Source organism: Enorma massiliensis phI (genome assembly GCF_000311845.1).
Lineage (GTDB): Bacteria > Actinomycetota > Coriobacteriia > Coriobacteriales > Coriobacteriaceae > Enorma > Enorma massiliensis.
In genome coordinates, this window is the sequence record NZ_HE978574.1 from 1,118,841 (window position 1) to 1,131,118 (window position 12,278).

The 12,278-nt window shown below is 61.5% G+C and carries 11 protein-coding genes and 1 tRNA gene; 11 read left to right on the forward strand and 1 reads right to left on the reverse strand.

The window, feature by feature from the left end:
* Positions 1 to 4: 4 nt before the first annotated feature.
* The 6 genes from rbfA to rpoD all read left to right on the forward strand — a co-directional run bounded on the left by rbfA (position 5) and on the right by rpoD (position 7,098).
* On the forward strand, positions 5 to 484 hold the full coding sequence (gene rbfA, locus HGEM_RS04640; RefSeq protein ID WP_019128247.1) for a 30S ribosome-binding factor RbfA: 480 nt from the start codon (positions 5 to 7) through the stop codon (positions 482 to 484).
* A complete protein-coding gene (locus tag HGEM_RS04645; protein ID WP_019128248.1) occupies positions 477 to 1,547 on the forward strand; it encodes a DHH family phosphoesterase in 1,071 nt (356 codons plus the stop codon). The genes rbfA and HGEM_RS04645 overlap by 8 nt, the downstream gene beginning before the upstream one ends.
* A gap of 11 nt (positions 1,548 to 1,558) precedes the next feature.
* Positions 1,559 to 2,503: a tRNA pseudouridine(55) synthase TruB gene (gene truB / locus HGEM_RS04650; protein ID WP_035100692.1), complete on the forward strand. Its 945-nt coding sequence runs from the start codon at positions 1,559 to 1,561 to the stop codon at positions 2,501 to 2,503.
* Positions 2,503 to 3,564 (forward strand): bifunctional riboflavin kinase/FMN adenylyltransferase, encoded by a 1,062-nt coding sequence (gene ribF, locus HGEM_RS04655; protein ID WP_019128250.1) that lies wholly within the window; start codon positions 2,503 to 2,505, stop codon positions 3,562 to 3,564. The genes truB and ribF overlap by 1 nt, the downstream gene beginning before the upstream one ends.
* The gene (dnaG, locus tag HGEM_RS04660; protein WP_019128251.1) at positions 3,561 to 5,618 is read left to right on the forward strand and encodes a DNA primase; all 2,058 of its coding nucleotides are present in this window, start codon (positions 3,561 to 3,563) and stop codon (positions 5,616 to 5,618) included. The genes ribF and dnaG overlap by 4 nt, the downstream gene beginning before the upstream one ends.
* A gap of 151 nt (positions 5,619 to 5,769) precedes the next feature.
* Entirely contained in the window at positions 5,770 to 7,098 is a 1,329-nt protein-coding gene (gene rpoD, locus HGEM_RS04665) for an RNA polymerase sigma factor RpoD (protein WP_019128252.1), read from the forward strand.
* Between the two features lie 169 nt (positions 7,099 to 7,267).
* Here rpoD and HGEM_RS04670 read toward each other — a convergent pair.
* A tRNA-Asn gene (locus tag HGEM_RS04670) sits at positions 7,268 to 7,342 on the reverse strand.
* Between the two features lie 143 nt (positions 7,343 to 7,485).
* Here HGEM_RS04670 and HGEM_RS04675 point away from each other — a divergent pair.
* From HGEM_RS04675 to HGEM_RS04695, 5 genes are all read left to right on the forward strand, one after another.
* Complete coding sequence (locus HGEM_RS04675) at positions 7,486 to 8,316, forward strand: ABC transporter permease (protein WP_019128253.1); 831 nt, start codon at positions 7,486 to 7,488, stop codon at positions 8,314 to 8,316.
* A gap of 57 nt (positions 8,317 to 8,373) precedes the next feature.
* Positions 8,374 to 9,135 carry an ABC transporter ATP-binding protein gene (locus HGEM_RS04680; RefSeq protein ID WP_019128254.1) on the forward strand — a complete coding sequence of 254 codons (762 nt, stop codon included), beginning with the start codon at positions 8,374 to 8,376 and terminating at the stop codon, positions 9,133 to 9,135.
* A 297-nt stretch (positions 9,136 to 9,432) separates the two neighbouring features.
* Positions 9,433 to 10,011, forward strand: coding sequence for a bifunctional pyr operon transcriptional regulator/uracil phosphoribosyltransferase PyrR (pyrR, locus tag HGEM_RS04685; RefSeq protein WP_019128255.1), 579 nt, complete (start codon positions 9,433 to 9,435; stop codon positions 10,009 to 10,011).
* A gap of 3 nt (positions 10,012 to 10,014) precedes the next feature.
* Positions 10,015 to 10,959 (forward strand): aspartate carbamoyltransferase catalytic subunit, encoded by a 945-nt coding sequence (locus HGEM_RS04690; protein ID WP_019128256.1) that lies wholly within the window; start codon positions 10,015 to 10,017, stop codon positions 10,957 to 10,959.
* On the forward strand, positions 10,943 to 12,232 hold the full coding sequence (locus HGEM_RS04695; RefSeq protein ID WP_019128257.1) for a dihydroorotase: 1,290 nt from the start codon (positions 10,943 to 10,945) through the stop codon (positions 12,230 to 12,232). The genes HGEM_RS04690 and HGEM_RS04695 overlap by 17 nt, the downstream gene beginning before the upstream one ends.
* Positions 12,233 to 12,278 lie beyond the last annotated feature (46 nt).

A 12,278-nucleotide genomic window follows, 5' to 3' on the forward strand; every position in this document is an offset into this window, starting at 1 on the left:
TCCCATGAAGCAGAACAACGTCACGCGTCGCCTCGCGGAGCAGCTCCGCGAGAAGCTGGGCTACATCTTGCTGTTCGAGATCGCCGATCCGCGTCTCGACCTTGTGACCATTACGGGAGTCGAGGTCTCGCAGGACCGTTCGTATGCGCGCATCTTCGTCTCATGCGAGGGCGCGCGCTACGAGGAGGTCCTCGGCGCCCTCGGCGCGGCCAAGGGCCGCATCCGCAGCCTCTTGGCCCGTGCGCTCGATTGGCGCGTGGTTCCCGAGCTCGACTTCCGAATCGATCGATCCACTGATGAGGCCGAGCGCATCGCGCTTGCGCTGGAGAACGTTCCGCCTACGATCGGGGTCGAGAAGGACGAGGCTGGCTATCCTCTGCAGGAGCTTGATGGCGACGGCGAGGAGGCAGAGGCCGGCGAGCCTCTTGCCGGCGATGTCCCTGAATCTGTCGATGCCTCGGAAAGCGGGGCCATCGATGGATAAGATTCCCCTTGTTCCTGCCCCCGAGGTCCCTCCTGAACGGGCCGATGCATATTGGGGCATCCTTGAGGTCATCGAGGATGCCCAGACCATCGCCATCTCGGGCCATACCTCTCCCGATGGAGACGCTTTGGGCTCGACGCTCGGGTTGGGCCTTGCCCTGCGTGAGCGTTTCCCGAACAAGGAGATCGCCTTCCTCATGGCGGATGATGCTCCCGTCCCGCGGATCTACCGTTTTCTCCCCGGTGCTGAAGAGCTCGTTCCCGCCGTCCGCTATGCCGAAGACCCCGATCTGTTCATTTCTGTTGATTGCCCCGTGCTGGAGCGGCTCGAGGACGCTCGCGAGGTCGTCCAGCGCTCTCGATTCGTGGTGAGCTTCGATCACCATCCTGCACGCGAGGAGTTTGCCGACTCCTCGATTCGGCGCGTGGATGCCGCCTCCGCTTCGGTGCTCATCGAGGAGTTCCTCTCGTTCTGCACCATTTCGATTTCTCCCGATGTTGCGAACTGCCTGTTCTGCGGGTTGGTGACCGATACTGGGCGCTTCCAGTACCAGAATGCCGACCCGGAGAGCTTCGTGGTTGCATCACGGCTCGTCGCCGCGGGCGCGGAGCCCTCGCGCATCTCGCTCGAGGTCTATCAGAGCCAGCGCATCGAGTACCTGCATCTGGAATCAATCGTCATGGGGCGGATCCGCACGGTTGTGAATGGGCGCGTGGCCTTCAGCTACGCGCGTGCGGAGGACCTTGAAGGGTGCGGCGTGTCGCAGGACGAATGCGACGGGCTCGTTGACATCGTTCGCTCGGTAGGCGGTGTGGAGGTCTGTCTCTTCCTCAAGGAATGCGGTTGCGACGGCAAGGTGCGCGGCAACCTGCGATCGAAGGGCCCGCTCGATGTTTCGGGGGTCGCCGCTTCTTTTGGCGGCGGTGGTCACGCTGCGGCGGCAGGATTCACCTATGAGGGAACGATCGAAGAGACCCTTGCCGCAGCACTTCCGATGCTTGCGGAGCTGGTTGGAGCCGATCCCGCGTCGGTTGGCCCCATCTCCGTCGATCCGGCACTCTAGGCGGGTGGCGCATGGCAAAGCGTCGCGTCTCACAACTGAATTGTCTCATCGCGGTCGATAAGCCCGTTGGGTGCACATCCCATGACGTCGTGTCCCGTGTGCGCAGGGCGTTGGGGGAGCGCCGCGTGGGGCATGCGGGCACGCTCGATCCGCTCGCCTCGGGCGTGATGGTCGTTGGCATCGGGCAGGCGACACGCTTGCTCGGGTTGCTCACGCTCGACACCAAGGCGTATGTCGCGGAGATCACCTTCGGGTCCGAGACCTCTACCGACGACGCCGAGGGTGAGGTCGTGCGTGAGGCCGACGTTCACCCCGGCCTGTTCGAGCATGCGGCTGCCGAGGCGGCGTGCAAGAGCGTCCTCGGGCAGCAGATGCAGGTTCCACCGTCGTATTCGGCCATTTCGGTGAACGGGGTGCGTTCATACAAGCGTGCCCGCGCCGGAGAGGAGGTCGAGCTCGATGCGCGGCCCATCGAGGTGCTCGCCGCAGATCCCATCGCGGTTGCCTGCCGCGATGGCGTTCCGGTTTGGGCGATCGCCTTCACCGTGAGCAAGGGGACCTATATTCGAGCCCTCGCCCGCGACATGGGCCGCGCGCTCGGTACCGCAGCCCATCTGAGCGCGCTGCGCCGAACCGCTTCCGGCTCGATCGGCCTCGGCTCATGCGTATCGCTCGATGACCTTGATGTCCGGACGGCATGCGAGCATATGCTCGACCCCGTTCGCGTGCTCGATGTGCCGGCCGTCGTGCTTCCGGAGCGGCTGAGAGAGGATGTGCTCTGCGGAAAACGGCTCTCGAGCAGCATTGCCGTGGGAGCGGATGGCCGCCTGCTCGGCGAGGGCGAGCGGTGCGCGCTCGTTTCCGGCGGTTCGCTTGTTGCTCTCGCTGCGGTTCAGGGCAGCGCGATTGCCCCGCGTGATGTGTTTCCGCAGCCTATTGGAGGTGTTGCGCTTTGATGCCATCGATCGGCGAGCTTCGTCGAGATTTCATCGCGTCGTCGCGCGACGTTGCCCCTCTCGTGAGCCTTCCCGAGGTGTCTGGACCCGATTCTCTTGCTGGTGCAGGCGCCTCTTTCTTTCCGGACGAAGCGGTGGCGCCATTGCGCGCATTGGGCCCATGCACGATCGCAATCGGCGCCTTCGACGGGTTCCATGCTGGGCACCGCGCGCTCATCGATGCTGCGGTTCGCGATGCGCACGTGCGGGGAATGGCCTCCGTCGCGTTCACCTTCGACCCGGATCCCGATGTTGTTGTGTCTCCACGTCCCGCACGTAGGCTGACCTGCGCATCTGATCGGCATGCGCTGCTCGCCGCCTCCGGCGTGGATGCCGTGGCTTCGATTCCATTTACTTGCGACCTCGCATCGCTCTCCTTCGATGCGTTTCTTTCCATCATGGTCGGCATGGTCTGCGATGTGCGCTCCATTCACGTGGGGAGCAACTTCCGCTTCGGTCGTGGCGGTACGGCGACCGTTGCCGACATGGATACCTGGTGCTCCCGCAGGGGCATCGACGTATGCGGGCACGACCTTATCCTTGATGATGGCGAACCCGTTTCTTCCACGCGCATTCGCGCCAGCCTGCGCGCGGGCGACCTCGCGCCGGTCGAGCGGGAGCTCGGTCGCCGCTATCTTGTGCGTGGCCGCGTTAAGAGCGGGCGAGGGGAGGGGACCGGTATGGGGTTCCCGACTGCAAACATCGCGGTGGACGGTTCGCTCCAGCTTCCCGCCGAGGGGGTGTACGAGGGGCTCGCTCTCGTGCGGGGTGAGGTCTGGCCCGCCGCGATCAACGTCGGTGTGCCCCCGACGTTCAAAGATCGCGCGCGATCGGCATCGCTCGAGGCCAACCTCATTGGGTTCTCAGGCGATATCTACGATGACGATATATCGCTCGTCTTCGCCCGGCGCCTGCGTGGGCTTGTGAAGTTTTCCTCCGTTGACGAGCTCATCCGTACGGTGCTCGGCAACATCGAGACGGTCAAAGCGGATTTTGGCGAGAAGGGGGTGCCGCTCGTATGATCAGCGATGAGGATAAGAACCGCGTGCGCGCGGCAACCGACCTTGTGGACCTTGTGCAAGAGACGGTTCCGCTCAAGCCGCGGGGGCAGGACCTTTGGGGGTGCTGTCCCTTTCACGGCGAGAAGACCCCGTCGTTTCATGTCATTCCCGCGACCCAGGTTTGGCATTGCTTCGGATGCGGCAAGGGGGGCGACTGCTTCACCTACGTGATGGAGCGTGAGAACCTCTCGTTTCCCGAGGCCATCCGCTACCTTGCTGATCGTGCAGGCATTGAAATACATGATTCATACGATGGGGGCAACCGCGGGACGAAACGCACGAGGCTCATGGACGTATGCGATGCGACCGCCGCGTTCTACCACACGCAACTCATGCGCAGCCACGATGGTCGCGCGCGCGAATACTTCGCATCTCGCGGCATGGGGGCCGAGGTATGCCGTCGCTACCGGCTGGGGTTCGCCCCGGGCCATGAAGCGCTCGTGCGCCACCTGGGCGAGGCGGGGTTCACCGCGCAGGAGATGATCGATGCCAACGTCGCCGTGAAGCGCGGCCGTGGCCTTGCTGATCGCTTTTTCGATCGCGTGATGTTTCCCATCTTCGACGAGCGGGGTCGCTGCATCGCCTTCGGCGGCCGCGTGATGGGGGACGGCCAGCCGAAATATCTCAACACGGCCGAAACCGCCATCTTTCACAAGAAGCGCAACCTCTATGGTTTTAACTGGGCGAAGCAGCATATCGTCTCCGATGCGAGGGCGGTGGTGGTCGAGGGATATACCGACGCCATCGCGTGCTACGAAGCAGGTATCGGCAATGTGGTCGCGACGCTTGGAACGGCGCTCACCGAGCAGCACGTGAAGACGCTCACGCGTTTTTCGAAGCAGATCATCTATTTGTTTGACGGCGATGCCGCCGGCCAGAAGGCAGCTGAACGCGCCATCCAGTTCATCGAGCAGAGTTCGGTCGACCTTCGGTGCGTGGTGCTGCCAGACAATATGGATCCCATGGAATTCCTTACGGCACGCGGGGGAGATGCGCTGCGCGCGCTCCTCGATGATGCTGAGCCGCTCATGGATTTCGTTTTCGGGAAACTTGCCGAGCGCAGCGATGTTTCCACTCCCGCCGGGCGCACCAAGGCGCTCGACGAGGCGTGTCGCCTTATCTATCCCCTGCGGGCGAGCTATCTCATCGATTCGTACTATATGCAGATCGCCGACCGGCTGCGCTTGGATGTGGATACGGTGCGCTCGGCTGCTCAGGAGGTCTTCCGTGCCGTGCGCTCCGAAGAGTCGACCGCTCGACGCCGCGAGCAGGCGCGCGAATCCGCCGGTGCTGCTTCTGCGTGGGATCGTACGGCTGCCTCCTCGACAGGGGGAGCTCGGGGGAGCTCTGGCGCCTCGGGGGCGCTGCCAACCGTTCGCGACGGCGGCGAAGACGTCGATGTGCCGTATGACTACGTACCGCTTGATGCCTACGAGGGCGTAGCGCCCGCTGGGCCCGAGGATGCGAACGGCTATCCCGCATCCGGCTTCCAGGGTGGCGTCGATGCGTCGGCTCCCGCAGCTCCCGCGGTGGTGCTCACGGATCTTGAGCGGCGTGCGCTGGCAGGTGAGCGCGAGCTTCTCACCCTGCTCACGAGCTCGCCCGATGCCTTTCGGTCGTTTGCCGACCGCATTACCGAGATCGATTGGGTCGATCCACGACATGAGGCCATTGCGTGGGCGGTTCTCGCTACGCCGGAGGGGACGAGCCCGGCAGATGTGATGAACGCCGTGCTCGCCGTTTGTCCTGAGGCACCCCAGCTTGTGTCGAGCGGGCTCATCTCGTCTACCAGCAGTCATTCCACGGAGACGAACATCGAGTTTCTTATCGACACGCTCGAGCTCTACACCGTGCAACGTCGTCTGCGCGAGGCGCAGGCGCAGCTTCGGCAGGGGCGAGGGCTCAGTCATGAGGAGCGGCGCGAGCTTACCATCAAGGCGACGCGCTATGCCGCGCGGCAGCGGGAGCTTCATAAGGCTGTGGGCGGCATCGCCGATCCGTTCCGTACGGAGTGATGCGCAGCGGATCGTTTGGTCGGTTCGGCCTGCCTTGTCTATACGCCTTCGAAGTGCAAGAAGGTATTTTTATTGCTTCATTTCCGCACATGCTGGGTATAGTGACCTGTGTTAAAGTATTGGGTCTGTGAAAAGAAGGAAGGGAGAGTCTGTGCCCAAGAAGTCCGAGAACAGCACCGAGCTCAATTCGTACATCGACAAGCTCGTCGATATGGGTGCCAAGTCCGGGTCGGTGACCGAGGATGAAATTCAGGTCGTGCTGAAAGACGTCGAGGTCTCCGATGCACAGCTAACCTCAATCTACCGTTCCCTTCGCGACCATGGTGTCGAGGTTACCTCTCAGGTTGACGGCGACGATGCCCCCATCGATGTTGACGACGTGGACGATGTCGACGATCTGGATGACGACCTCGGGGACGAAAGCTCCGAGGACCACGACATCAAGGTTGCCAAGCTCGCTGAGTCCGAAATGGGGTCCGCGCGCAAGAAGAAGCCCCGCGCCCGCACGACGCGCTCGCGGTCCCGTGCCCGTGGCATCGATGCCTCGACGGTCATGCTCACGGGGGACCCGGTGCGCATGTACCTCAAGGAGATCGGCAAGGTCGATCTTCTGACTGCTGCCGACGAGGTCGACCTCGCAATGAAGATCGAGGCTGGTCTCGACGCGACGGAGAAGCTCGAGGCCGCCGATCGCGGCGAGATCGAGCTTACGCGTGCCGAGATGCGCCGCCTTATGCGTGTCGAGCAGGTTGGCCTCGATGCCAAGCAGGCGCTTATCTCGGCGAATCTTCGCCTCGTGGTCTCCATCGCGAAGCGCTACGTGGGCCGCGGCATGTTGTTCCTCGACCTCATCCAGGAGGGCAACCTCGGTCTCATTCGCGCGGTTGAAAAGTTCGATTACGAAAAGGGCTTCAAGTTCTCTACGTACGCTACCTGGTGGATTCGTCAGGCCATCACCCGCGCTATCGCCGACCAGGCGCGCACCATCCGCATTCCCGTGCACATGGTCGAGACGATCAATAAGCTCGTCCGCGTGCAGCGCCAGCTTCTTCAGGACCTTGGGCGCGACCCAACCCCAGAAGAGATCGGTGCTGAGATGGATATGAGCGCGGACCGTGTTCGCGAGATCCAAAAGATCAGCCAGGAGCCGGTCTCGCTCGAAACGCCCATCGGCGAGGAAGAGGATTCGCAGCTCGGCGACTTTATCGAGGACTCTCAGGCCGTGGTGCCGCCCGACGCGGCGAGTTTTTCGATGCTGCAGGAGCAGCTCGGCCAGGTGCTCGACAGCCTCGCCGACCGCGAGCGCAAGGTTATCGAGCTTCGCTTCGGTTTGGTGGACGGCCATCCGCGCACCCTCGAGGAGGTTGGACGCGAATTCGGCGTCACGCGTGAGCGTATCCGCCAGATTGAGAGCAAGACCCTGGCGAAGCTCCGCCATCCAAGCCGCTCGAGCAAGCTCAAGGACTACATCGAGAGCTAGCCTTATCGCTTTCGTCAAACGCGCTAAGTATTGCATCCCGCCTATACCGTCGTGTAGGCGGGATGTTTTTATGGTCATCCTGTCGCGATTGGGGAGCTCCGGGCAGGCTTCGATACGCAGAACAAAATAAAAAACCCTGTCAGGGGGACTGACAGGGTCTTTGAATCAATGGCTCCCCGGGTAGGACTCGAACCTACAACAGCGCGGTTAACAGCCGCGTGCTCTACCATTGAGCTACCGAGGAATGTGGCTGCTCTCAAGCAACAGGAACTAGTATACAAAAGTCATGGCGATTGGCAAGACTCAAAATGAAAAAATTCCGTTGCGGGTAACGCTCTGATAGAATGACCACCGTCAACGTAAGCTTTATCCGTAGGGAGCCTTGTCGTGGCCGTAGCCATCAAGTCGCAGAGTGCGGCACATGCCCGCACGGAGATGGAGAAAGACCTCTTCATCCTCCAGCAGCTCGTGACCAAGGATTTTAAGATCAGATACCGTCGCTCGGTGCTGGGCGTTGCGTGGAGCGTTCTCAACCCGCTGCTCATGATGATCGTCATGGCGATTGTCTTTAGCACGATTTTCGCTCAGGGGAGAAATGGTTCCATCACTCCTGAGATGTACCCGCTCTACCTTATCGTGGGCAACATCACCTTTACACTCATGTCGGAGTCTACAAGCTCTGCCCTGACCTCGATCATCGATGCTTCGTCGCTCCTTAAGAAGGTTAAGGTGCACCGCTTTGTGTTCCCCGTGCAGAAGGCTTTGTTCTCGCTCGTCAACTTCGCCTTCTCTCTTGTCGCCGTCGCCCTCGTTATGCTGTGGTTCCGCGTTGTGCCCACGTGGCACCTCATCTGGTTGCCGGTGGTGCTCATCTTGCTTGTGACGTTCTGCATGGGTCTCGGCCTGCTGCTGAGCGCGCTCACCGTCTTTTTCCGCGACATCCGTCATCTGTGGAGTGTCGTGATTACTGCGTGGACCTATTTCACGCCCATCTTCTGGACCACTGATTTCATCGCGCAGATGCCGCGCATCCTTCAGCTCGTGATGTACGCAAATCCCATGTACAACTACCTCCAGTTCATGCGCGATATCTTCCTGTTCCAGACGAATCCCACCGCCTTCACGCTCGGCATGTGCGCATTCTGGGCTGTGCTTGCCATCGTGGCGGGTTACCTCGTCTTCCATAAGACCGAGCATAAGTTCATCCTCTATATCTAACCGAAGCGTCGCGGCGCATCAGTTCGCGCTGCACGCCGCATGCGAAGGACAAACGCCATGGCAGGGACCGCAACTTCAACGCCTGAATACGCCATCGAGGTCAATGATGTGACCATGATCTTCAACATGGCATCGGAGCAGTTGAACAACCTCAAGGAATACTTCATTAAAATCATGCGCCACGAGCTCTTCTTCAGTGAGTTTCGAGCGCTCAAGCATATCTCGTTCAAGGTGCGGCGAGGCGAGGTCGTAGGACTCGTGGGCACCAACGGCTCGGGCAAGTCGACCATGCTTAAAATCATCGCCGGCGTTCTCGAGGCGAGCGAAGGCGAGTGCATCGTACGAGGCAATATCGCGCCGCTCATCGAGCTCGGTGCGGGTTTTGATATGGAGCTTACGGCACGCGAGAACATCTATCTCAACGGTGCGCTTCTGGGCTATACCAAGCAGTTCATCGACGACCACTTCGATGAGATCGTCGAGTTCGCTGAGCTGCGCGACTTTGTCGATATGCCGCTCAAAAATTATTCCAGCGGTATGGTTGCCCGCATCGCATTTGCCATCGCGACGGTAACTGAGCCCGATATCCTCATCGTAGACGAGACGCTTTCGGTTGGTGACGTGTTCTTCCAGCAGAAGTGCGAAGACCGCATCCAGCATTTCATCAAGAACGGTGATGTGACGGTTCTCTTTGTGAGCCATTCTATCGAGCAGGTCGAGCGTATTTGCCAGCGCGCTATCTGGATTGAGAAGGGCGACCTTCGCATGGATGGTCCCGTTGCCGAGGTTTGCGAGGCGTACCGGGGCCAGTTCGGCTAGGCTCTTTTCCGTCGCACGCGGGTGCATTCTGTGCCCTTTCGTTTTGAATATGCAGAAACGAAGAAGTTTCATACATGTTTGACGTCTATTGAGGGAATGGACCGAGTGCGTGCGTCCTCGTGATAAACTAAGCACGACCTTTAAGCGCGGTACGAGATACTCGCAAGGACGTGAACATACAGCTGCATTTCCGCAGCCTTTCTTGCAGATGTCTTGCCGCGCCGCGGTCAGGCATCTTTTTTGTTGCCGCGCGTGCCCGCTTCGGGCTTACGTGGCATCGACCGAGGAAGGAGAGCGATGGGCACCAAGCCTAAGGCGGTCATCATGGATGAGACTGCCATCAACCGCGCGCTCACGCGCATCGCGCACGAGATCCTCGAGCGCAACGAGGGTTGCGACAACCTTGCGCTCGTGGGCATCGTGACACGCGGCGACCTGCTCGCAAAGCAGCTTGTCGACAAGATCGAGGAGATCGAGGGCGTGAGGGTTCCGCTCGGTAGCCTCGACATCAGCTTCTATCGCGACGACTTCGCCACGTTTGCGCCGGAAGTCCATGCCAGCAGGATCGACTTCGATGTTGACGGTAAGCGCATCGTACTGGTGGACGACATCCTTTACACCGGCCGCACCATTCGCGCCGCGCTTGATGCCATCATGGACCTTGGTCGGCCGAGCCGCGTCGAGCTCGCGGTCCTCGTCGATCGCGGTCATCGAGAGCTCCCCATCTGCCCCGATTTCGTGGGTAAGAACGTTCCTTCCTCGCATGAGGAGAATGTCCGCCTGTATCTGCAGGAAGTCGACGGGCGCAGCACCGTCGAGATCTTCGACGTCGAGCCGGGCGCCCGTGTGGGCTCCGCGCCGCTGGGAGGCGAGTAGCCCATGTTCAACAACCACAAGCACCTGATCGACATCTCGGAGTATTCCGATTCCGAGCTCATGACGATCCTCACCACCGCTAAGGCCTTCTCCTCGGTCAACGAGCGCGCAATCAAGAAGGTCCCCACGCTCAAGGGTAAAACGATCGTCAACATGTTCAACGAGCCGTCTACCCGTACACGCAGCTCGTTCGAGCTCGCTGAGAAGCGTCTTTCCGCTGATACGCTCAACTTCGGCGGCTCTTCCACCTCCACGGTGAAGGGCGAGAGCCTCATCGATACCGTCATGACGCTCGATGCGTACAAGATCGACTGCATCGTTGTGCGCGACAAGCACGCCGGAGCTCCCTACATCGTGAGCCAGGCGAGCCCTGCGGTCGTCATCGATGCCGGCGATGGCAAGCATGGCCATCCTACCCAGGCCCTGCTCGACCTGTATTCCATTTGGGAGCGCAAGCAGGACTTCAACGGCCTCAAGGTGGGCATCGTGGGCGACATTGCCCACTCGCGCGTCTGCGGTTCGCTCATCCCTGCGCTCAAGATCATGGGCGCCGAGGTCACGGTCGTTGCCCCCGGTACGCTCATCCCCGCAGCGCCCGAGGTGCTCGGCGCCGACCTTGTTAGCTATTGCCTGGACGACGTCCTGCCCGAGCTCGATGTGGTCTACATGCTTCGCATCCAGCGCGAGCGCTTGGAGGGTGCGCCCTTCCCGAGCCTTCGCGAGTACCATGAGCTCTTCGGTCTTACCAAGAAGCGCGAGAAGCTCATGAAGCCCGATGCGATCATCTGCCACCCCGGTCCCATCAACCGCGGTGTGGAGTTCGATTCCTATATGGCCGACCATCCGGAGCGCTCCGTGATTCTCGACCAGGTGTACGCGGGTATCTGCGTGCGCATGGCTGCCTTGTATCTGCTGCTTGGAGGTGCCGATAATGGCCTTGCTGCTTAAGAACGGACACGTCGTCGACCCGCAGACCCATACCGGTATGCGCTTTGACGTGAAAATCGACGGCGATACGATCGTCGAGGTGGGGGAGAACCTATCCTCCGACGGTTGCGAAGCCATCGATCTTGCTGGTAAGTACCTCGTTCCCGGCCTCGTGGACATGCATGTGCACCTGCGCGAGCCCGGCTACGAGCACAAGGGCACCATCGAGAGCGAAACCCGCGCCGCTGTGAAGGGCGGCTTCACCGGCGTCTGCTCTATGCCCAACACCGATCCTGTGACCGATAACGGCACCGTGGTCGAATACGTGAAGTCCGTGGCCGCCCGAGAGGGCCACTGCCACGTGTACCCGGCGGGCGCTTGCTCCAAGGGCCTCAAGGGCGAGATCATCGCCGAGATGGGCGATATGGTGGCGCACGGCGCCGTCGCCTTCACCGACGACGGCCGCGGCATCCAGGGCGCGGGCATGATGCGCCGCTGCATGGACTACGGCAAGATGTTCAACAAGACCTTCCTCTCCCATTGCCAGGACGAGGACCTCGTGGGCGACGGCCAGGTGAACGAGGGTGTCGTCTCCACCCGCCTGGGGCTTCTCGGCTGGCCCGCGGAGGGCGAGGAGCTGCAGATCGCTCGCGACATCGCGCTTGCGCGCCTCACCGGTGCGAAGCTCCACATCCAGCACATCTCCACCGCGCGCGGCCTTGAACTGGTGCGCGCCGCCAAGGCGGAGGGCCTGCCCGTGACCTGCGAGGTCACGCCGCACCATCTCTTCCTTACCGAGGATGCGCTCGACGGCACCTATGACACCCGCCTCAAGATGAACCCGCCGCTGCGCACTGCCGCGGATGCGGAGGCGCTCATCCAGGGTGTCATCGACGGTACCGTGGACGCTATCGCGACCGACCACGCCCCGCACGCTGAGTGGGAGAAGGCGCGTGAGTTCGAGCTGGCGCCCTTCGGCACCACCGGCATCGAGTGCGCGCTTGGCCTCGTGCTCACGAATCTCGTGAAGACTGAGAAGATTGACCTCGGCCGCATGGTCGAGCTCATGGCCGTGAAGCCGCGCGAGATCCTGGGCCTGGACCCCGTCAAGGTTGAGGTGGGCTCCATCGCCGACCTTACCATCATCGATCCCGAGGCCACCTGGACCGTGGGTGCCGAGGGCTATGAGTCCAAGGCTGTGAACTGCGCCTTCGAGGGTACCGAGCTCACCGGCTGCGCGACTGACGTCTTCGTTGCCGGCGTGCGCAAACTCGCCGACGGCGTCGTTTGCTAAAAACGCTACGTTGATGGGTCGTGCCTGGCCCGTCGCACGTGATGGG

Coding starts and splice junctions, on each gene's coding strand:
- rbfA (WP_019128247.1), top strand. CDS start 5: ATGAAGCAGAACAACGTCACGCGTCGCCTCGCGGAGCAGCTCCGCGAG.
- HGEM_RS04645 (WP_019128248.1), top strand. CDS start 477: ATGGATAAGATTCCCCTTGTTCCTGCCCCCGAGGTCCCTCCTGAACGG.
- truB (WP_035100692.1), top strand. CDS start 1,559: ATGGCAAAGCGTCGCGTCTCACAACTGAATTGTCTCATCGCGGTCGAT.
- ribF (WP_019128250.1), top strand. CDS start 2,503: ATGCCATCGATCGGCGAGCTTCGTCGAGATTTCATCGCGTCGTCGCGC.
- dnaG (WP_019128251.1), top strand. CDS start 3,561: ATGATCAGCGATGAGGATAAGAACCGCGTGCGCGCGGCAACCGACCTT.
- HGEM_RS04680 (WP_019128254.1), top strand. CDS start 8,374: ATGGCAGGGACCGCAACTTCAACGCCTGAATACGCCATCGAGGTCAAT.
- pyrR (WP_019128255.1), top strand. CDS start 9,433: ATGGGCACCAAGCCTAAGGCGGTCATCATGGATGAGACTGCCATCAAC.
- HGEM_RS04690 (WP_019128256.1), top strand. CDS start 10,015: ATGTTCAACAACCACAAGCACCTGATCGACATCTCGGAGTATTCCGAT.
- HGEM_RS04695 (WP_019128257.1), top strand. CDS start 10,943: ATGGCCTTGCTGCTTAAGAACGGACACGTCGTCGACCCGCAGACCCAT.